Origin of the sequence: Chenggangzhangella methanolivorans (genome assembly GCF_019797865.1) — a bacterium.
GTDB lineage: Bacteria > Pseudomonadota > Alphaproteobacteria > Rhizobiales > Methylopilaceae > Methylopila > Methylopila methanolivorans.
On sequence record NZ_CP081869.1, the window covers coordinates 3,510,401 to 3,530,485 of the forward strand.

At 68.7% G+C, this 20,085-nt stretch carries 18 protein-coding genes and 7 pseudogenes; 17 read left to right on the forward strand and 8 right to left on the reverse strand.

The genetic code is table 11. The annotated features are described in order from the left end of the window. Window positions 1-14: 14 nt before the first annotated feature. From K6K41_RS18390 to phoB, 6 genes and pseudogenes are all read left to right on the forward strand, one after another. Window positions 15-605: pseudogene (locus K6K41_RS18390) on the forward strand (DUF3333 domain-containing protein). Further along, the gene (locus K6K41_RS18395) at window positions 602-898 is read left to right on the forward strand and encodes a hypothetical protein (RefSeq protein ID WP_261401713.1); all 297 of its coding nucleotides are present in this window, start codon (window positions 602-604) and stop codon (window positions 896-898) included. The pseudogene K6K41_RS18390 and the gene K6K41_RS18395 overlap by 4 nt, the downstream one beginning before the upstream one ends. Window positions 899-1,007: 109 nt before the next feature. Next, window positions 1,008-1,811, forward strand: a pseudogene (gene pstA / locus K6K41_RS18400) (phosphate ABC transporter permease PstA); the annotation flags it as partial. A 63-nt stretch (window positions 1,812-1,874) separates the two neighbouring features. After that, window positions 1,875-2,657, forward strand: coding sequence for a phosphate ABC transporter ATP-binding protein PstB (gene pstB / locus K6K41_RS18405; protein WP_378146056.1), 783 nt, complete (start codon window positions 1,875-1,877; stop codon window positions 2,655-2,657). A gap of 17 nt (window positions 2,658-2,674) precedes the next feature. After that, a complete protein-coding gene (gene phoU, locus K6K41_RS18410; RefSeq protein ID WP_261401715.1) occupies window positions 2,675-3,385 on the forward strand; it encodes a phosphate signaling complex protein PhoU in 711 nt (236 codons plus the stop codon). Between the two features lie 44 nt (window positions 3,386-3,429). Continuing rightward, window positions 3,430-4,150: pseudogene (phoB, locus tag K6K41_RS18415) on the forward strand (phosphate regulon transcriptional regulator PhoB). A 123-nt stretch (window positions 4,151-4,273) separates the two neighbouring features. On the opposite strand, the pseudogene K6K41_RS18420 reads toward phoB, so the two are convergent. The 6 genes and pseudogenes from K6K41_RS18420 to K6K41_RS18445 form a co-directional block, all read right to left on the reverse strand. Further along, window positions 4,274-4,986, reverse strand: a pseudogene (locus K6K41_RS18420) (type 1 glutamine amidotransferase). Window positions 4,987-5,000: 14 nt separating this feature from the next. Next, entirely contained in the window at window positions 5,001-5,111 is a 111-nt protein-coding gene (locus K6K41_RS18425; protein ID WP_261401716.1) for a YgjP-like metallopeptidase domain-containing protein, read from the reverse strand. After that, a complete protein-coding gene (locus K6K41_RS18430) occupies window positions 5,108-5,635 on the reverse strand; it encodes a M48 family metallopeptidase (protein ID WP_261401717.1) in 528 nt (175 codons plus the stop codon). Before K6K41_RS18430 ends, K6K41_RS18425 begins: the two co-directional genes overlap by 4 nt. Then, on the reverse strand, window positions 5,632-5,769 hold the full coding sequence (locus K6K41_RS18435) for a hypothetical protein (RefSeq protein WP_261401718.1): 138 nt from the start codon (window positions 5,767-5,769) through the stop codon (window positions 5,632-5,634). Before K6K41_RS18435 ends, K6K41_RS18430 begins: the two co-directional genes overlap by 4 nt. Before the next feature lie 91 nt (window positions 5,770-5,860). Next, window positions 5,861-6,622 (reverse strand): annotated as a pseudogene (locus K6K41_RS18440) (alpha/beta hydrolase). Between the two features lie 20 nt (window positions 6,623-6,642). Then, window positions 6,643-7,578 carry an AEC family transporter gene (locus K6K41_RS18445; protein ID WP_261401719.1) on the reverse strand — a complete coding sequence of 312 codons (936 nt, stop codon included), beginning with the start codon at window positions 7,576-7,578 and terminating at the stop codon, window positions 6,643-6,645. 183 nt (window positions 7,579-7,761) lie between these two features. On the opposite strand from K6K41_RS18445, the gene K6K41_RS18450 reads away from it, so the two are divergent. From K6K41_RS18450 to K6K41_RS18465, 4 genes are all read left to right on the forward strand, one after another. Beyond that, window positions 7,762-8,862, forward strand: a complete 1,101-nt coding sequence (locus K6K41_RS18450; protein ID WP_261401720.1) for a response regulator — start codon at window positions 7,762-7,764, stop codon at window positions 8,860-8,862. Between the two features lie 391 nt (window positions 8,863-9,253). Beyond that, window positions 9,254-9,718 (forward strand): hypothetical protein, encoded by a 465-nt coding sequence (locus tag K6K41_RS18455; RefSeq protein WP_261401721.1) that lies wholly within the window; start codon window positions 9,254-9,256, stop codon window positions 9,716-9,718. A gap of 62 nt (window positions 9,719-9,780) precedes the next feature. Continuing rightward, window positions 9,781-10,371: a hypothetical protein gene (locus K6K41_RS18460; protein ID WP_261401722.1), complete on the forward strand. Its 591-nt coding sequence runs from the start codon at window positions 9,781-9,783 to the stop codon at window positions 10,369-10,371. After that, a complete protein-coding gene (locus tag K6K41_RS18465; RefSeq protein ID WP_428978532.1) occupies window positions 10,368-11,183 on the forward strand; it encodes a DsbA family protein in 816 nt (271 codons plus the stop codon). The genes K6K41_RS18460 and K6K41_RS18465 overlap by 4 nt, the downstream gene beginning before the upstream one ends. Window positions 11,184-11,338: 155 nt before the next feature. On the opposite strand, the gene K6K41_RS18470 is transcribed toward K6K41_RS18465, so the two are convergent. Continuing rightward, window positions 11,339-12,109 (reverse strand): hypothetical protein, encoded by a 771-nt coding sequence (locus K6K41_RS18470; protein ID WP_261401724.1) that lies wholly within the window; start codon window positions 12,107-12,109, stop codon window positions 11,339-11,341. Between the two features lie 217 nt (window positions 12,110-12,326). Between K6K41_RS18470 and K6K41_RS18475 the strand changes: the two genes are divergently transcribed. The 5 genes and pseudogenes from K6K41_RS18475 to K6K41_RS18495 all read left to right on the forward strand — a co-directional run bounded on the left by K6K41_RS18475 (window position 12,327) and on the right by K6K41_RS18495 (window position 16,686). Further along, entirely contained in the window at window positions 12,327-12,506 is a 180-nt protein-coding gene (locus tag K6K41_RS18475; protein WP_261401725.1) for a hypothetical protein, read from the forward strand. Between the two features lie 42 nt (window positions 12,507-12,548). After that, a complete protein-coding gene (locus tag K6K41_RS18480) occupies window positions 12,549-13,298 on the forward strand; it encodes a 16S rRNA (uracil(1498)-N(3))-methyltransferase (RefSeq protein WP_261401726.1) in 750 nt (249 codons plus the stop codon). A 206-nt stretch (window positions 13,299-13,504) separates the two neighbouring features. Continuing rightward, a pseudogene (locus K6K41_RS18485) lies at window positions 13,505-14,262 on the forward strand (L,D-transpeptidase). 169 nt (window positions 14,263-14,431) lie between these two features. Next, the gene (locus tag K6K41_RS18490) at window positions 14,432-15,079 is read left to right on the forward strand and encodes a L,D-transpeptidase (RefSeq protein ID WP_261405779.1); all 648 of its coding nucleotides are present in this window, start codon (window positions 14,432-14,434) and stop codon (window positions 15,077-15,079) included. 236 nt (window positions 15,080-15,315) lie between these two features. Further along, window positions 15,316-16,686, forward strand: coding sequence for a glutamate--cysteine ligase (locus K6K41_RS18495; protein WP_261401727.1), 1,371 nt, complete (start codon window positions 15,316-15,318; stop codon window positions 16,684-16,686). A 164-nt stretch (window positions 16,687-16,850) separates the two neighbouring features. On the opposite strand, the pseudogene dmeF reads toward K6K41_RS18495, so the two are convergent. Next, window positions 16,851-17,821 (reverse strand): annotated as a pseudogene (gene dmeF, locus K6K41_RS18500) (CDF family Co(II)/Ni(II) efflux transporter DmeF). Between the two features lie 125 nt (window positions 17,822-17,946). Here dmeF and K6K41_RS18505 point away from each other — a divergent pair. Then, window positions 17,947-18,459, forward strand: coding sequence for a hypothetical protein (locus K6K41_RS18505; protein ID WP_261401728.1), 513 nt, complete (start codon window positions 17,947-17,949; stop codon window positions 18,457-18,459). A 101-nt stretch (window positions 18,460-18,560) separates the two neighbouring features. Then, a complete protein-coding gene (gene ilvA, locus K6K41_RS18510; RefSeq protein WP_261401729.1) occupies window positions 18,561-20,075 on the forward strand; it encodes a threonine ammonia-lyase, biosynthetic in 1,515 nt (504 codons plus the stop codon). Window positions 20,076-20,085 lie beyond the last annotated feature (10 nt).

Consider the following 20,085-nt stretch of genomic DNA (forward strand, 5'->3'; position numbering starts at 1 on the left):
CCATGCGACACGCGATGGACTCCGACGAGGCGCGCGCCCGCGTCCGCAAGCGCTACCGCGCCGAAGCCCGCTTCAAGGCCTACGGCATCGGGGCGATCGCCTTCGCGGCCGCCTTCCCGTGATCCTGATGACCGACATCGTCAGCAAACGCGTGGCCGGCCTTCACCACCACGCATCTCTCGCTCTCGGCGACCCCGGAAGCCTCCGACGTCGACCCGTCGGGCGACCGATCGGCGGCCTCGCTCGCCCGCGGCGACTACAACAAGGCGGTGCGCGCGTCGTATCAGGCGCTGTTCCCCGAGGTTAAGGGGCGCGCCGAACGCCGCCAGCTGAACGGCCTGCTGTCGAACGGCGCGAGCGACGACCTTCGCGCCGCCGTGATGGCGGACCCCGCGCTGATCGGCCGTGAGGTCTCGACCCGCGCGCTGTTCTCCGACGACGCCGACCTCTATCTGAAGGGCGCCGTCACCAAGATCGAAGAGGAAGAGGGCAAGGGCGTCGACGCCGAGCGCCGTCACCGGCGACGTCGTCATCGAGACCTCGAACCCTGCCTTCCAGAGCGATCTCGAAGAGATCAAGACCGATCTCTCCGAGAAGGCCCGTGAGCGCCGCTTCACGGTCGCGTCTCAAAAGCCTGCGCGACGGCGTCGTGGCGGATCGTCCCGCCGCCGAGGCCAACCTCGCGGGCGCGCGCTCCACTGGCGACCAGTCCAAGATCGACGTCGCGACCGCGGCGCTCGGCAAGATCGACAGCGACGCCTCCAGCCTCCAAGCTCAGATGGAGACGCTCGCCGGCGAGGCGGCCGACTTCGAAACCGCTTCAAGGACGGAAGCGGCGCCGAGAAGCTCGATCCGAAGCTCCCGAGCCTGCTGGTCTCGATCAACGGCGGCCTCGTGAAGGTCAACAGCCTCTCGGCGAACCGCATCGAGGGCGTGGCGCTGACCCCGCTCACCAACCAAACGCCGCCCAGGCGGGCCAGTGGAAGGTGCTGACCTTCGAGACGCCCGAGAACGAGCGCCGCGTCGGCGACCAGCAGATCGCCTGGCTCGAGACGCTCAAGGCCAAGGGCCTCGTCGACAGCGGCTTTAACACCGGCTTCTTCACGAGCGGCGACAGTCGCGAGGCCGAGCAGGCCGGCATCCTCGGCGCGCTCGTCGGCTCGCTGATGACGATGTTCGTGACGCTCGTGTTCTGCCTGCCGGTCGGCGTCGGGCGCGGCGATCTATCTCGAGGAGTTCGCGCCAAGAACCGCTGGACCGACATCATCGAGATCAACATCAACAATCTGGCGGCCGTGCCCTCGATCGTCTACGGCCTGCTCGGCCTCGCGATCTTCCTGAACTTCTTCGGCATGCCGCGGTCTTCGGCGGTGGTGGGCGGCTTCGTGCTGGCGCTTCTGGTGCTGCCGACCATCATCATCGCGTCGCGCGCCGCGCTGAAGGCGGTGCCGCCGTCGATCCGCGAGGCCGCGCTCGGCGTCGGCGCCTCGCATCAGCAGGCGGTGTTCCACCACACCCTGCCGCTCGCGATGCCGGGCATCATGACCGGCACCATCATCGGCATGGCCCACGCGCTCGGCGAGACCGCGCCGTTGCTCCTCATCGGCATGGTGGCGTTCATCGTCGACGTTCCGACGAGCTTCACCTCCGCCACCACGGCGCTCCCGGTCCAGATCTATCTCTGGTCGGACCTGCCGGAAGTCGCATTCCAGGCCAAGACCTCGGCCGCGATCCTCGTTCTTCTGCTCTTCCTGTTCGCGATGAACGGGCTCGCCATTCTCCTGCGCAAGCGCTTCGAGCGGCGCTGGTGACCGGTTTCTGAAGGAGTTTTTCTCATGGACGCTACCGCCGTCGCCAAATCCGCCCCCGCCAACATCGGCGCCCGCCCGCAGCCTCTGGGCGAGCCCAAGATCATCGCCCGTGACGTCAACGTGCATTACGGCGAGAAGCACGCGCTGAAGAACGTCACGCTCGACGTTCCCGAGAAGGCCGTCATGGCCTTCATCGGACCGTCGGGCTGCGGCAAGTCGACCTTCCTGCGCTGCATCAACCGCATGAACGACACGGTCGCGAGCGCCAAGGTCTCCGGCCTCATCCAGATCGACGACCAGAACATCTACGATCCGAGCCTGGACGTCGTTCAGCTGCGCGCCCGCGTCGGCATGGTGTTCCAGAAGCCGAACCCGTTCCCGAAGTCGATCTACGAGAACGTCGCCTACGGCCCGCGCATCCATGGCCTCGCCAGGAACAAGGCGGAGCTCGACGAGATCGTCGAGTCCTCGCTCAAGAAGGCGAGCCTGTGGAACGAGGTGAAGGACCGCCTTAACGACACCGGCACCGGCCTTTCGGGCGGCCAGCAGCAGCGTCTGTGCATCGCCCGCGCGATCGCGGTGAGCCCCGAGATCATCCTCATGGACGAGCCCTGCTCGGCGCTCGACCCGATCGCGACCGCGCGCGTCGAGGAGCTGATCGAGGAGATCCGACGCAACTACACCATCGTGATCGTGACGCATTCGATGCAGCAGGCCGCGCGCGTCTCCCAGCGCGTCGCCTTCTTCCATCTGGGCATTCTGGTCGAGACGGGCGAGACGGAGAAGATCTTCACGAGCCCGAACGACAAGCGCACCCAGGACTACATCACCGGCCGGTTCGGCTGAGTTTCAGGAGGAGAGCCATGTCGCTCGCCGACAACCACATCGTCTCGTCGTTCGACGACGACCTCAACCAGCTCGCCGACAAGCTCGCCGAGATGGGCGGGCTCTGCGAGAAGCTCGTCGGCGAGTCCGTCGACGCGCTCGTTCGCCGCGACATCCCGCTCGCCCGCCGCGTCATCGAGTGGGACCGCGCGATCGATCGCCTCCAGCATGAGATCGAGGAGCGCGGCATCATGACGATCGCGCGCCGCGCGCCGGTCGCGATCGACCTCCGCCAGGTGGTGGGGGCGCTGCGCATCGCCAACGATCTCGAGCGCATCGGCGACCTCGCCAAGAACATCGCCAAGCGCGTGGTCGCGCTCGACGGCCAGTTCCAGCCGCCCAAGCTCGCCGGCGGGGTTGCGCACATCGCCGACCTCACGCTCGCGCAGCTCAAGGAGGTGCTTGACGCCTACACCCGCCGCGACGACAAGCGCGCGCTCGAGGTGTGGACGCATGACGGCGAGATCGACGCGCTCTATAACTCGCTGTTCCGCGAACTCCTCACCTATATGATGGAGGATCCGCGCAACATCGGCTTCTGCGCGCATCTGCTGTTCTGCGCCAAGAACATCGAGCGCATCGGCGACCACGCCACCAACGTCGCCGAGACGGTGTATTACGTCGTGCACGGCGTCCCGTTGACCGAAGACCGGCCCAAGGCCGACCTCGTCAGCGCGGACTTCGACTGACCCTCGCGACTTCGACCGACTGACCTCAGGAGAGGCCTGGCCGCATGAACCCGCGCGTGATGATCGTCGAAGACGAAGAGCCGCTCACCATGCTGCTCCGCTACAACCTCGAAGCCGAAGGCTACGAGGTCGACAGCGTTGCGCGCGGGGACGAGGCCGAGGTGCGCCTTTCCGAGGCGACCCCCGACCTCATCCTGCTCGACTGGATGTTGCCGGGGGTCTCGGATCGAGCTCTGCCGGCGCCTGCGCGCCAAGCGCGAGACCGAACGTCTGCCGATCATCATGCTCACCGCGCGCGGCGAGGAGGGCGAACGCATCCGGGGCCTGGCCACCGGCGCGGACGACTATGTGGTGAAGCCCTTCTCGGTTCCCGAGCTCGTGGCGCGGGTGAAGTCGCTGCTCCGGCGCACCAAGCCCGAGCACGTGTCGCGGACGCTGAAGGCCGGCGACATCGAGCTTGACCGTGAGAACCGGCGCGTGCGTCGGCAGCTGCGGGAGGTCCATCTCGGGCCGACCGAGTTCCGTCTGCTCGAGTTCCTGATGCAGTCCTCCGGCCGCGTCTTCACGCGCGAGCAGCTGCTCGACGGCGTGTGGGGCCGGGACGTCTATATCGACGAGCGCACCGTGGACGTCCATGTCGGGCGGCTGCGCAAGGCGCTGAACCGCGGCCGCAAGCCCGATCCGATCCGCACGGTGCGCGGCGCGGGCTACTCGTTTCGACGAAACGTTCTCTCGCGCGAGCTGAGGGTCTTCGATCGTCCCTGAAGCGCCGGTCGTCACGTCGGCGACAGCCGGGAATGCGTGGCGTTCTAAGCGAGCGCCACGCCCAGCCGCATACCCGCGCGAAGGCGCGAGAAGACGGCTCCCGCCGGCGCGAAACAATTGTTGTTAGCCGGCGATTTTTGTCAGATTGCGGTCGAGCGCAGCCGCGGTTTCGCGAAATGCCGGAAGTAGCGGCGTGACTTCCCCCGCGAGATTCTCCGCGCCGTCCGGACCAAGCGCCTTCTGCAGGCTCGCCCAATATTCGGGAATGCGCCGCCAGTCCGCCACCGTCTCGGCGACGATCTCGGGATGGAACTGGACCCCGTAGGCGTTCGCCCCGACCGCATCGCCTGCACCGCCGCCGCATCGTTCGAGGCGAGCGCGACCGCGTCTTCCGGGAGGCGCGTCACCTCGACGCCATGCCACTGGAACGTCTGGACGCGCTCGGGCAGGCCGGCGAACAGCGGGTCGGCGCGCCCCTCATCGGTCAGGCTGACGTCGCCGAGCCCCACTTCGGGCGAGGCCATCATCTTCGCTTCGCCGCCGAGCGAGACGGCGAGGAGCTGGTGGCCGAGGCAGATGCCGAAATAGGGCCGCTTCAGCTCCGCCACCCAGCGCCGGATCGCGGCCTTCTCGGCGACGAGCCAGGGGTGCTGGTCTTCCTCCCAGACGTCCATCGGGCCGCCCATGACGGCGAGCAGGTCGAAGCCCTTGAGCGGCGGGATCTCGTCGCCGGCGTCGAGCTCGACCGTGGTCCACTCGACGTTCCGGTCGCGCCAGAATTCCCGGAAGGAGCCCGGATGCTCGACCTCAAGGTGCTGGAAGACGAGGACGCGCATGCCGGTCGCTTCCTTCAGCCGTAGCGGTGCAGCGCGGCGCCGTGCGCGCGCAGCCACGCCTCGGCCCGCTCATAGTCGGGGAAGAGCCGCTCGACATTGGCCCAGTAGCGCGGCCCGTGGTTCATCTCGCGGCGGTGCGCCACCTCATGGCGGCGAGATAGTCGAGGACATAGGTCGGCGCGAGGATCAGGCGCCAGGAAAAGGCGAGGTCGCCGGCCGCCGAGCACGAGCCCCAGCGGCTGGTCGTGTCCTTGATGACGATCTTGCCGATCGTGACTCCGAGCGCCGCCGCGTGGCGGCCCGCCGCCTCGACGAAGGCCTGGCGCGCCTCGCGCTTGAGAAAGTCGGCGACGCGGCGCGGGGCGTGCTCGGGCAGGCCGTAGACCGCGATCTCGGGCTCGCGGCCGCGCTGGCCGGGCTCGATCCGGACGAGGCCGCGCATGCCGGGGCGAAGCGAGATGCGATGCGCGACGCCGCGCAACGGCACGATCTCGCCCGGGGCGAGCGGCACCCGTTCGGGAAGCCGCGCCAGCCGCTGCTCGATCCAGCCGACATGGCGCTCGACGAAGTCGCGCGCGGCCGCCTCGGCGGTGCGCGAGGGCAACGTAAGGGTGACGTCGCGGGTGGCGGAGCGCACGCGCAACGTCATGCGGCGGCCTGACTCGAGCGGCGCACGGTGACCGCGACCTTCCCGAGCCGCGTGTTGATCAGGAACGAGGCGCCGTCGGCCGCCGTGTCCTGCACGAGGAGAGGTCGGGGCCTGAGCACGCGAAACAGCGACATGAGGCGGCGGGCGCTCGCGATCGTCAAATCAACCGCGCGAATCGGCGGCGAGCCGACTTTAGCCATCCCGATTCCTTCGAGGCGAGCCCCCTCAGCCCCGCTCTGCGACGCCGTCCACGGCTTCCACGATGCGCGCGCGTCTTCGGGGCGGGAGAGACGATGGTCGCCGTCCTTGATGAGCGTGGTGGTCACGTCGTCCTCGGCGAGCCGCTCGACGAGCTTCAGCGCATGCTCCCACGGCACGTCCGGGTCCGCCATCCCCTGCACAATGTGGACGGGGCAGCCGGTGCGCACCGGCCCGCCGAGCAGAAGATGGTTGCGCCCCTCCTCGATCAGGCGGCGGGTGATCGGGGTCGGGTCGGGCGAGTATTCGCTCGGCCGCTCGTAGACGCCGTCCTCGAGGATCGGCGGGGCGCTGGGCGTCCGGGAACCGCTCCCACATCAGCGTCTCGGTGAAGTCGGCCGCCGGCGCGATCAGCACGAGGCCGGAAGGCGGCCTCGGCATCTTGCGCGCGGCCAGCAGCGCGATCCAGCCGCCCATCGACGAGCCGACCAGCACCGGGGCCTCGCCGGCGTGTCGGGCGATCGCCGCAAGGGCGTCCTCGAGCCAGTCGCCGATGGTCCCGTCGCGAAAGGCGCCGCCGGAGGCGCCGTGGCCCGAATAGTCGAAGCGCAGGAACGCCCGACCCGTCTTCGCCGCCCAGACGTCGAGCGCGCTCGCCTTGGTCGCGGTCATTTCCGACAGGAACCCGCCGAGCCAGACCACGCAGGGGCCCTGGCCCTCGCGCCTGAGAACCGCGATCTCGCGGGGCGGCGAGCCGTGGGAGAAGCGGTCGGAGATCGGGTCGGTCAAACTTCGAGGCTCCTTGCCGTTCAGATCGCGCCGATGACCCAGAGCCAGCCGGACACCGAGATCACCGAGAAGCCTGTCGAGACCGCGACCGCCGCGGACGCGGTCGGCTGGCCGACCTTGTAGCGAGCGGCGATCAGATAGGCGTTCACGCCGCAGGGCATGGCGGCGAACAGCACCGCGACGCCCGCCCAGACCGGCGGCACGTCGAGCACGTGGAAGGCGAGCAGCCACACGAGAAACGGGTGCACGACGAGCTTCAGGGCCGAGATGGCGGCCACCGCCTTCATGTCGCTCACGAAGCCGAACTTGGCGAGCGCGAGGCCCATGGCGACGAGCGCGCAGGGGCTCGCCGTCGCGGCGAGCTGGTCGATCAGCGCCCTGGCGGCGCCCGTCGCCTGCACCTGGAAGTGCTGCGCCGCGACGCCCGCGACGAGCGCGATGACGATCGGGTGGGTCACGATCGTCTTGATGAGCCCTTTGGCCATGACGAGCGGCGGGCGGCCGCCTTCGGCCGCCTCGATCAGAACCGTCACCGCCGTCATCATGATCGGCAGGTGGATGGCGAGCAGAAGGAACAGCGGCACCGCGCCGTCGTCGCCGTAGACCTTCAGGATCAGCGGCACGCCGACCAGCACAGTGTTGGCCTGGCCCGCCGAGAAGCCGTGGACCGCGGCCTCCGCCTTGTCGCGCTTGAACACCCGGCGCGCCAGAATCATGGCGACGGTCCAGACCACGATCACGCCGCCGAAATACGCGATCCAGTAGCCCCAGGGGTTTTCGGCCGGCGAGGTGCTGGTCGAGAGCGTCCTGAAGATCAGCGAGGGGATGGCGAGAAGGAAGACATAGTCCGACAGGCCGTCGCCCGCCCGGTCGCCGAGCAGCTTCAGCCGGCCGGTCCCGTAGCCGATCGCGATCAGGCCAAAGGTGGGGAGGACGATGGAGATAAGATCGTTCATGGGATGGACCGAGGCGTAACGTCTCGAAATCGAGCGGTCAACGCATGCGGGGCGCTGACGGAAAGGTTGTGGATTGCTGTCGTACAACCGTGTTTTACGCGATCGGTTTAGCCCATCCTTAAAGTCCTGGAAGTCATCGTCGCGGCACTCTCACTCACGCCCTCGCGACGGAGCATGCGCCAGATGAGCGCCAAGGCGATCCCCGTGGACGACATGCCCGCCCCGCAATCGGCGGATCGGCGCATCGCGGTCGCGGCGCACGAGATCCGCACGCCGCTCGGCGGGATCCTGGCGCTCGCCGACCTGCTGCTCGCCGAAGACCTGTCGGAGGGCGCGCGCGGCCACGCCAACGCGCTGAAGGCGGCGGCCGAGCATCTGTTCGGCCTGTCCACCAGCCTGCTCGGCGGCGCGGTCCCGACCGCGCCGAAGGCGCTCGACGTCGACCTGTTTCTCGCTCGCGTCTCGCCGCCGCTCGCCGCGCGCGCGGCCGTAAAGGGGCTCGCCTTCCGCGCCGTCCGCGCGCCGGGCGCGCCGGACCGCGTGCTCGCCGACGAGGCGGCGCTGCGCCAGATCGTCGACAATCTCGCCGACAATGCGCTCCGCGCGACCGAGTCCGGTTCGGTCGAGCTCGCGATCGAGCGGGTCTCGGGCGACGCCGAGACCGTGACGCTGCGGATCGCGCTCCGCGACACCGGCCCCGGCGTCGGGCCGCGGCCGGAGCTGCTATTCGCGCCCTTCGCGCAAGGGGACGGCGCGCAGGGCGCGGCGGGCCTCGGGCTCGCGGTGGTCGCCGATCTCGCGCGCGGCATGGGCGGCGAGGCGCAGGCCTTCGATCGTCCCTCGGGCGGGGCGGAGGTCGCGGTGACGCTGCGCCTCGGCGCGCTCGACGTGCGCGCCGCCAACGGCCCGATCCGCGTGCTGGTGGCCGAGGACAACGCCATCAACCAGCGCGTGGTGGGCACGCTGCTCGAGCATTTCGGCCATGGCTTCGACGTGGTCGAGAACGGCGCGGCCGCGGTCGCGGCGGTCGGGGGCGGGGACTACGATCTCGTTCTGATGGACGCCGTGATGCCGACCCTCGACGGCCTCGCGGCGACGCGCGCGATCCGCGCGATGGAAGGTCCGGTCGGAGCGATCCGGATCGTCGGGCTGACGGCCCGCGCCTTCGACGAGGACATCGCGGCCTTTCTGGAAGCCGGCGCCGACGCCGTCGTCACCAAGCCGATCTCGGTCGCCGAGCTCTGGCGGGCGATCGACGTCGGCGAGCGCCAGGCGACGGGCTGAGGCGGCGTTCCCATCGAGAACGGGTCCGCTGTGGCGCCGAGCTCGCTCCATCCTTTCTGAGATGGGCGCGCTGCGGCCCGAGCTGACGCGTGAGGAGCGGCGGATCATCGCGCCGCAGCTTCAATAAGCTGGAAAGTCACATCGAAGCGCGTGCGAGGGCGGCCGCCCGCTGACGGCGGCCTCGCCCTTCGCGGCCGAGTCGACGTCCCGAGTGAAGAAAGATGACGCAAACATATCAAATTTAAATATAACGAATCAATATCACGCGAATGTGTCTTGAGATGCCATGTAATCGTAAGCAACGCGTATTGTTTTTCTCGGATCTCGTTGACAGACTCTATTGCAGGTGCAAGGTTTCCATTAACGCGGCGTCTTCGAAGGCGGGGATTTGATGCGTCGGTTCAGCACACTCACGTCATGCGTGCTTTTGGCTCTCGGGGCGGGCCTGGGGCCTTTCGGCGCGCGCGAGGCCGCGGCCGAGCCCACTTCGGGTCTGGAGGATCGCGTGGGGGCCCCGGAGTGCCGCAAGGTTCCGGCGTGCAACACCGAGCCGACCCCGGTCCAGAAACTGAAGATGGGCCAGCCTATGCTCGCCGATTTCTCGTGTCCTTCCGGAACGTACTTCTGGAACTGGTCGTCGGCGATCGTCGGGAAGCACGTGTTCGTCACGTTGAAAAGCACGAAGCTGGACAAGAAGAACCGCGAGATCGGCGCGACCTTCGAATACTTCGCGCAGTCGGGAAACGGGTCAGGCAAAGCGAAGGTTTACCTGGCCTGTTCCAAGAGGTCGTTCTCCAAAGGGGGCCTTCAGCACCGTCGGGTGGGCTACGGGTGGAACCCGCATGAGAGGAGCTAGCGGCTCGTTCGCTGCTCTGAAATGGCGTGTCGGCTCATTTGCGTGACTGGGGAGACAAAGTCGTGAGCAAGATCAGGATGACCGGCCGGTCGTTTTTTCGGTGCTGCGGCCTCGCGGCGTTCGCTTTGATGGCGCTGATGCTCGACGCCAGGTCCGCAAAGGCCGACGTCTGCGATAACAGCAACATCCCGCAATGCTACGTGCAGACCGACACCGGCGAGCTCAAGGCCGATCGAAGCGAATATATGAACGTGTACTGCCCCGCCGGCATGTATGCCTGGGGCGGGTGGAGCGACAGCTGGTCAAGCAGCTGGCATATCATTACGCGCAACCCCATCGGCGATAACTTAAACAGTCTCGACTTTCTGCTTAGCAACACCTCGGTCCATTCGAACAGGTGGTCGATCTCGATCGCGTGCTCGCCGATCAATCCAAACGGCTCCTGCAACGGGGCGAGCAAGGAAGTCAGCGATCCGGGCTGCCCGGAATCGAACAGGCAGACGGAGTGCCAGCCGGCGGACAATTGCTGGGTGACCTGGAACGAGCAGTGCGTCAACGGCGACACGGTCACCAACTACTTCTGCTCGCAAGCCCTCTTCGTCACGACCTGCTTCAGCTGCGAGGCGTCGTCTGGCGCCGGCAAGCCTGAATGAGGCGCAAGACTCCGCCGATCAAGACGCAGCTGATCAAGACGTCGCTGATCAAGATTTGGCCGATCCGGCTCGGCTTGGCGGCATGTCTGGGGCTGTTCTTCGCGACGGCCCAGGCGTATGCCGAAGACCGGCAGCCGGTCCTGACGGCGGACCAGGTCCGGCAGATCGTTCGCGACTATCTGATCAGCAATCCCGAAGTGCTGGCCGAAGCGGCGCAGAACTACAAGAAGCAGCAGCAGGAGAAGGCGGCGGCTCAGGCGAGAGCGAAGATCGCCGAGCAGCGCGCCGCGATCTTCGATCCGAAAGCCGCGTCCATCGGTCCGGAGACCGCGAAGGTCACGATCGTCGAATTCTTCGACTTCCGTTGCGGCTATTGCAAAAAGATGCTGCCGACGCTCCATAAGGTCGTGGCGGACAGTTCCGACGTTCGCGTCATATTCAGGGACCTGCCGATCCTGGGGCCGGGCTCGCGCGTCGCGGCCACGGCGTCGATCGCCGCGCGCAGGCAACGACCGGAGCGCTATCTCGACCTGCATCGCGCGCTGTTCGAGACAAACGACCTGTCGGAAGCAAGCGTCGTCGCCGCCGCTACCCGCCTTGGCCTCGACGGCGAGCAGTTGCGCAAGGACATGGCGGATCCGGCGATCAAGGCCGAGCTGGACGCCAATGCGGAGCTTGCTCGAGGCCTGGGGGTCACCGGAACGCCGGCGCTTATTCTCGGCGACAGCTTGATCCAAAGCTCCCTTCAGGAGGGAGATCTGCTGCAGCGGATCGACGCGATCCGGAAATCCTGCTCAGCGGCTGCGTGCTGACCCAGCGCCGGATCCTTGTCCATCGGATCAGACGCCCCAAGGCGAGCCGGGGCGGGGCGTCGAGCCGTTCGCGCCGAACCTGCGGGCCAAGCCGAACTCACCAGGCGTCGGTCTGCTGCGGGGCCGCGACCCCGCGTTCCTGACGTCCGTCGCGCTCATGGACGATGCGGCGCTTCAGATAGAGACCCGGATCGTCCGGCAAGGTCTCGAGCCAGCGCTGCGAGGCCGCCATGGTCTTGAGCGACATCGGCGCAAGGCGGTGGGCGAGCTGCTCGGGCGGCCGCGCGACGTTGCGATTGGCCTCGCCGGTGCGGCCAGCGCCCGCGCCGGAGCCGACCGAGCCGCTCGCCTTGCCGGGTTCGTCGGCGCGGTCCGACGGGCCGCCGCTTCCCTCGCGCAGCACGCGGCTCGGCCCGGCGTTCACGGCGCGCTCTCCGCTGTCGCGATCGCCCGCTCCCCGCGCCCGTCGAGTTCACGCCGCTGTCGAGGTCGGCCGAGGAGTTCGAGCGCTTGTTCTCGTCCGCGCTCGCGCCGGCCGCGCCGCTCGCCTTCGGGCCGTCGGCGCGCTCGACGCGCATCAGCGCCTCGATCAGCGCGAGGTTGAAGCGGGCGTCCTCGTCGTTCGGGTCGACCACGAGCGCGTAGTCGAAAGCGTCGGCCGCCTCCTTGAGGCGCCCGGCGCGGGCGAGCGAGAGGCCGACGTCGTAATGCTGGGCCGGAAAGTCCGCGGCGCGGAAAGCCTGCGCGGCCTCGTCGTAGCGCTTGTCGTGATAGAGCGCCGCCGCCGCGAAAGCCTCGCCGCCGACGAGCGCCGCGCCCGCCGAGGCGAAGCCCGCCGCGTAGAGCGCGCGGCCGGCGCGCTCGCGCAGGCCTGTCGCGGCCAGCGCGGCGAAGATGAGGGCGGCGATCAGCAGATGGCGCAGCACGGAAGTCCGGGGCGGAGAACGTCTTTGGTCCTGTTTAACCGACGCCCGCGGCCGAGTCGCTGAGCATTTCGCAAGGGTCCGCGAGACAAGGGTCCGCGAGGCGAGGGTCCGCGCATCGTCGAAATGGAGCGTCGCCTAACCGCGCGCGCTGCGCCATGCTAGAAGCGCCCGGTGGGCCTGCCGGCTCCCCCTTTCGGATTCGCCGCAAGCACGACCTATGTTCCGTATCGTTCGCAACCTGTTCGGCGTCGTCGCCGCCCTCGCCTTGATGGCCGCGCTCGGCTTCGCGGCGTTCCTGCTCGGCAACTCGAACCCGACGATCAACGTCGGCTGGTTCTACGGCGCGGCCGGCATCTCCTACACCATGATCATCCTCCTGGTGCTGCACAGGGATTAGGCCCGGCGGCGTCAGGGCCGAGGATCCCGACGACGGCATTCCATGACGGCATATGATTTCTCCTCGACGCGCCTGTTCGTCGACGCCCCGATGTCCGAGGGGGCGCAGATCGACTTCGACGACGGGCAGGCGAACTACCTGCGCAACGTTCTGCGCATGGGCGAGGGCGACGGCCTGCTGCTGTTCAACGGCCGGGACGGCGAGTGGAGCGCCCGGCTCGTCGAGGTCGCCAAGAAGCGCGCGCGCGCCGAGCTCGTCGGCCTCACGCGGCCGCAGACTCCGTCCGGCAGGCTGCGCTGGCTGTTCGCGCCGCTGAAGCACGCGCGGCTCGACTACATGGTGCAGAAGGCGGTGGAGATGGGCGTCTCGCGCATCTCGCCCGCGATCACGCGGCGCACGCAGGTCTCGCGCGTCAATCTCGACCGGATGCGGGCGAACGCCGTCGAGGCCGCCGAGCAATGCGGGGTGCTCGCCGTCCCCGAGATCAACGAGCCGGAGACGCTCGAGGCGATTCTCGCGCGCTGGCCGGAGGGCGAGCCGCTGGTGTTCTGCGACGAGGACGCCGCCGGCGCGGATCCGCTCGCGCCGCTTCGCGCCCTCGCGGGCAAGCCGCTCGCGCTGCTGATCGGCCCCGAGGGCGGCTTCGATCCGGCGGAGCGCAAGGCGCTGTCGGCGCTCCCCCAGACGGTGCGGATCGGGCTCGGACCGCGCATCCTGCGGGCCGACACCGCGGCGGTGGCCGCGCTCGCCGTCCTCCAGGCCACAGTCGGCGACTGGTCTTCGGGCCGTTGACCTTTGGTTAACCATGCGGCCCCGAGAGTGTCAGGGCTCGAGGGCGTTCGGGGCCCGCGACAGACCCGTTGCCGAAATGCCGCACTGCGGCAGGAACGCCGCCGCGTCATCAACTTGCCATCCCGGGGCCGCGCGGAGCGGCGTATAGCCTTTAGACAGGCGTTCGCGGATGCGGGCGCTCAACTCGAGTAGCGCGAACACGTCCCATGTCGACAGCGTCCAATTTCCGTCTTCGTGATCGCATGCCGCATCTGTCTTCGCTGGGACGTCTCGTCCTGATCGCCGCCCTGCCGCTGGCGCTCGCCGCCTGCGCGGGCTCGCGGCCGCTGCCGAACCAAGCGGCGGTGCAGACCCCGGCGCCGGCCTTCGCCCCGGCCCCCGTGCCGCCGGTGACCGCCGGCCCGATCGTCGGCGACCTCGACTCGTCGAGCCGCTACGGCGACCAGCTGACGGCCTCCGAGCCTTATCCGGTGAAGTCGGTCAACCTCGAGAAGGTCGACCCACGCTTCCTCAAGCAGACCGTGCCGAACACGACGGGCGAGGCGCCCGGCACCATCGTGATCGACCCGAGCGAGCGTCATCTCTATCTCGTCCAGAGCGACGGCACCGCGATCCGCTACGGCGTGGGCGTCGGCCGCGAGGGCTTCGCCTGGTCCGGCCAGGCCTATATCGCCGCAAGCTGGAATGGCCGGACTGGCATCCGCCGGCGGAGATGGTGGCGCGCGACCCGCACGCCCGTCCTTACGCCAACGGCATGCCGGGCGGCCCCGGCAATCCGCTCGGCGCCCGCTCCATGACGCTGTGGCAGGGCGACAAGGACACGCTGTTCCGCATCCACGGCACGGTCGAGCCCTATTCGATCGGCAAGGCCGTCTCGTCGGGATGCATCCGCATGATGAACCAGGACGTGATCGACCTCTACGATCGCGTGCCGCTCGGCACCAAGGTCGTGGTTCGTTCGTGATCGAGGTTCGGGCCCGCCTCGGGGGAGAGCGGGCCCACCGCCGGGCGCTTTTTGAGCGCCGGCATGCGATGGCCGGGTCGTCTTCGGACGGCCCGGCCTCGTCGTTTCTGGATCCCCTTCAGCCGATGACGAGCCGATGACCGACGACGCTTTCCCCAAACCCGCCCTGATCGGGCTGTCGCGCCGCGCCCTTGTGGCTGGTCTGCCGCTTGCGCTCGGGGCCTGCGCGGCTATGCCCCGCGGCATGTTCGACGACTTCGGCGACTCAGGGTTCAGCTATTCCAGGATCTACGGCGCGCAGGACGACGAGGCCCATCCGCTGCCCGCGATGAACTACGCCAATGTCGACGACGCCGTGCTGCGCCGCCGGGTGAAGGATCCGACCGGCGAGAAGCCCGGCACCATCGTGGTGCTGACCTCGCAGCGCCGGCTCTACATCGTCGAGAAGGGCGGCACCGCGGTGCGCTACGGCATCGGCGTCGGCAAGGAAGGCATGGAGTGGAAGGGCCGGGCGAAGATCGCCCACAAGGCCAAGTGGCCGCGCTGGACCCCGACCGCCTCGATGATCAAGCGCGACCCGAAGACCAACGGCCCCTGGGCCGGGGGCATGCCGGGCGGCCTCAAGAACCCGCTCGGCGCGCGCGCCATGTACCTGTTCCAGGGTGGCCGGGATTCGTCCTACCGCATCCACGGCACCAACTATCCGAAGTCGATCGGCCTCGCGATGTCGTCGGGCTGCGTGCGCATGTTCAACCACGACGTCATCGACCTCTACGACCGCGCCGACGTCGGCGCGACGGTGATCATCGAGGCGTGAGGGGCTGAGGGGCGCCGCCGCTGCTCCAGTTCGTCATGCCCCGGCTCGTCCGGGGCATCCGCTCATCCGCTTGCGGCGTCCTTTGACGGTCTGTGGATCCCCCGGACAAGCCGGGGGATGACGCGGAGAGGGTGGTGATCGTGCTGAGAGCTACCCTGCTCTCAGCGGCCGCCCTTTACGCTTCGCCCGTGACCGCCTAACTGACGGCGGCTGATTTCCCGCCGAGACCGATCCTCATGGCCCGCGACCAGACAGACACGACCGCGCTCACGACGCGGGACGAACTCGTCGCGTGGATCGAGGCGGGCTGCCGCTCGGCCTCCGAGTTCAAGATCGGCACCGAGCACGAGAAGTTTCCGTTCCGACGCGCCGACCTCTCGCCGGTTCCCTATGAGGGCCCGGACGGCATCCGCGCGCTGCTCGAAGGCATGCAGGCGCTGCTCGGCTGGGAGCCGATACACGACCGCGACAAGATCATCGGGCTCTACGACGTCACCGGCGGCGGGGCGATCAGCCTCGAGCCGGGCGGGCAGTTCGAGCTGTCCGGCGCGCCGCTCGACAACGTCCACCAGACCTGCTCGGAGCTGCACGCCCATCTCGCTCAGGTGCGCGAGATCGCCGAGCCGCTCGGGATCGGCTTCCTCGGCCTCGGCATGAGCCCGACATGGACGCTCGCCGAGACGCCCGTGATGCCGAAGGGCCGCTACGGGATCATGACGCGCTACATGCCGAAGGTCGGCTCGCGCGGGCTCGACATGATGTACCGGACCTGCACCGTTCAGGCGAACCTCGACTTCTCCTCCGAAGCCGACATGGTCCGGAAGATGCGCGTGGGGCTGGCTCTCCAGCCGATCGCCACCGCGCTCTTCGCCAACTCGCCCTTCACCGAAGGAAAGCCCAACGGCTTCCTCTCGGCGCGGTCCGAGATCTGGCGCGACACCGACAACGACCGCGCCGGCATGCTGCCCTTCGCCTTCGAGGACGGGTTCGGCTTCGAGGCTTACGTCGACTACGCGCTCGACGTGCCGATGTATTTCGTCAAGCGCGGGGAGACCTATCACGACGTCGCCGGCGCCTCTTTCCGCGACCTGATGGCGGGCAAGCTCGAACAGCTTCCCGGAGAACTTCCGACCGTCTCCGACTGGGCCAACCACCTCTCGACGATCTTCCCCGAGGTGCGGCTGAAGCGCTTCCTCGAAATGCGCGGCGCGGACGGCGGTCCGACCAACCGCATCTGCGCGCTGCCGTCCTTCTGGGGCGGGATCTATTACGACCAGACCAGCCTCGACGGCGCCTGGGACCTTGTGAAGGGCTGGACCGCGGAGGAGCGCCAGGCGCTTCGCGACGCCGTCCCCAGCGAGGGCCTGCGCGCCACGATCGCGGGCCGCAGCGTCCTCGACGTCGCCAGGGACGCGCTGTCGCTCGCCCAGCTCGGCCTCAAGCGCCGCAACCGGCTGAACTGGCTCGGCGAGGACGAGCGCATCCATCTGCGCCCGCTCGTGCAGGTGCTGGACGAGCGCCGCACCCTCGCCGAGGCCCTGCTCGACGAATACGAGCGCTCGTGGGACCGCGACGTGGATCGCGTGTTCGCCAAGATGGCTTATTGAGCGCCGCTCTCTTGTCCGGACTTGATCCGGGACCCAGAACCGAGACGTCTGACGGTTCTGGAAGGCGCGTATCGACTGCTCCGGGCGGCGCCCGCGAGATTTTTCTGAAAACCGCGTCGGCTCTGGGTCCCGGATCAAGTCCGGGACAAAGGGCCTCGCGCCCCTCAGGCGGCCGCGGCGGTTCCCGGGCAGCGGTTCACCTCGACGGTGACGTGGCTAAGCCCAGAAAGTCCGTCGAGCTTCGCCTTGTAGGCGGCGGGCTCCTGCGGCTCGTGCGTCACGAGCGACACGATCGCTGCGAGATGGCCCGGGCCGACGCGCCAGATGTGCAGGTCGCTGACGACGACGTCGCCGACCTCGAGCCGCTTGCGGATTTCCAGTTCGAGGCTCTCGTCGGCCGGCGCGTCGACCAGCGTGCGGCCGGTCTCGCGAGCGAGCGAGACGGACCACGAGGCGATCATCACGGCGCCCAGCGCGCCGACCGCGGGGTCCATCCACGTCCAGCCCAGGAACCAGCCTGCCGCAAGGCCTGCGATCGCCACCACCGAGGTGAGCGCGTCGGCGAGCACGTGGAGATAGGCCCCGCGGAGATTGTGGTCGGCGTGGCCGTGACCGTGGTCATGCCCATGGTCGTGGCCGGCGTGGCCGTGGTGGGAATGGTCATGCCCGTGCCCGTGTCCGCCGAGCAGAAGCGCGCAGACGACGTTCACCGCAAGGCCAGAACCGCCACCACCATGGCCTCGCCATAGGCGACCGGCTGCGGGGAGGCGAGGCGGGAGAGCGACTCCCAGCCGATCATCAGCGCCACGACGCCCAGCACCACCGCGTTGCCGAAGCCCGCGAGGTCGCCGACCTTGCCCGCGCCCATCGCGAGCCGCGGATCGGCGGCGCGGCGCGAGGCGATGCGGTAGGCGAGCGCCGCGATCCCGATCGCGCCCGCATGGGTCGCCATGTGGAAGCCGTCGGCGAGGAGCGCCATCGAGCCGTAGGCCCAGCCGGCCACGATTTCGACCACCATCGCGGCCGCGGTGATCGCCACCACCAGCGTGGTGCGGCGGGCGTTGCGGGCGTGGTCGCTCCCGAGGAAGCGGTGCTGATGGGAAAAGCGCGCGGCTCCGGCGGCGGAGGTGTGCATGGCGGCTCTTTGGGTCGGTCTCGGGCGGCGACGACTGGGCGCGTAAGCAGTTTACCGGACTCGGCGCCGTCTTTCGACGAGTCTAACTGCAGAAGGCGCGGTTCCGTTCGCTAAGGGAGCTTGGCATGCGCTTCAGCATCATGAAGGGACTCGCGGCGGCGCTCGTCGCGGTCGTGGCGTCCACGCCGGCTCTCGCCCGCGAGGACTTCTGCCTGAACTCCGACGGCTCGATCAACAAGACGGCCACCAAGGGCTATCGCAAGATCGAGGACAACCGCAGCGCGGGAACGATGAAGCGGATCAACGGGATCTGGTTCAGCCAGACCCGCAATCCCTTCACCGGCCAGGTGAGCTATCTGTGGGAGGTCTATGAGGGGCGCGGCGCGCAGGCCGGCCTCTACTCCTACTGGAACACGGTCTGCGACCAGATCGGTTGCTCGCGCTGGTATCAGGGAACGGGGCTCTGGGCGGTGCAGGGCACGGTCCGCAGGTTCTCGGGCATGCGGATCGTCTCCGACCTCGAGCGCGACCATTTCTGCCAGCTGCTCGACGGCGCCTTGTCGGACAACAACTCCATCTGGACGACCGCCGCAGGCGCGCAGTACCGGCGCGTCAACAAGGTCGGCGACCTGCCCTAAAGGGCTGCCCCGCGCCGAGAAGGCTTCAGTTCCGGGCGCCGAGAGGCTAACGGCTATGCGCCGGCCGCCGTCCTCCCGGCCGCGCGCGGAGCCTTTTGCCCATGGACTATGTGCGAGACATCCTCGACGCCCGCGTCTACGACGTCGCGGCGCGCACGCCCCTCGACCCGATGGTCAAGCTCGGGGCGAGGCTCGGCCGGCAGGTTCTGCTGAAACGCGAGGACCTGCAGCCGATCTTCTCGTTCAAGATCCGCGGCGCCTACAACCGCATGGCGCAGATGAGCGCGGCCGAGCGCGCCGCCGGCGCGATCTGCGCCTCCGCGGGCAACCACGCGCAAGGCGTCGCGCTTTCGGCCGCTCGGCTGGGGCTGAGGGCCGTGATCGTGATGCCGGTCACCACCCCGCCGATCAAGGTCGACGCCGTGCGCCGGCTCGGCGGCGAGGTCGTGCTCCACGGCGACGCCTTCGACGACGCCTATGCGCATGCGCGCGCCATGGCGGACGCCGAAGGGCTGACGTTCGTCCACCCCTATGACGATCCGCACGTCATCGCCGGACAGGGCACGGTGGCGGTCGAGACGCTTCAGCAGCACCCGGACCCGATCGAGGCCGTGTTCGTGCCGATCGGCGGCGGCGGCCTTGCGGCGGGCGTCGCGGCCTATGTGAAATACCTGCGGCCTTCCGTGAAGGTCATCGGCGTCGAGCCGGAAGACGCCGCCTCCATGAAGGCCGCGATCGAGGCCGGGGAACGGGTGACGCTGCCGCGCGTCGGCCTCTTCGCCGACGGCGTCGCGGTGCGGCAGGCGGGCGAGGAGACGTTCCGCCTCTGCCGCGAACTTCTCGACGAGGTCATCACCGTCGACACCGACGCGATGTGCGCGGCCGTAAAGGACATCTTCGAGGAGACGCGCGTGCTCTCCGAGCCCGCCGGCGCGCTCTCGCTCGCCGGCCTCAAGGCCTATGCGGCACGCGGCGGAACGGACGCCGGCGCGCTGATCGCGATCAACAGCGGCGCGAACCTCAATTTCGACCGGCTGCGCCATGTCGCCGAGCGCGCCGAGGTGGGCGAGGATCGCGAAGTGCTGCTCGGCGTCACCATCCCCGAGCGCCGCGGCAGCTATCGCCGCTTCATCGAGCTGATCGGCCAGCGCACCATCACCGAGTTCAACTACCGCTACGCCGGCGCCGACGCCGCCCATGTGTTCGTCGGCGTGAAGCTCGCCGACGCCGCGCGCGACAAGCCCGAGCTCATCGCCTCGATCGAGGCGGCCGGATACGGCGTCGTCGACATGAGCGCGAACGAGGCGGCCAAGCTCCATGTCCGCTACATGGTCGGGGGGCGGCCGATCACGCTCGACGACGAGATCGTCCTGCGCTGCGAGTTCCCGGAGCGGCCCGGCGCGCTGTTGCGTTTCCTCGAGGCGGTCGGGACCGATTGGAGCATCACGCTGTTCCACTACCGGAATCACGGCGCCGACTATGGCCGCGTGCTGGTGGGCCTGCAGGTGCCGCCCGCCGACCGGGCGCGCTTCCAGACGAGCCTCGAGGGTCTCGGCTATCCCTATGAGGACGAGACCCAGAACCCCGCTTACGCGACGTTCTTGCGGGCGGGGTGAGGAATACGCC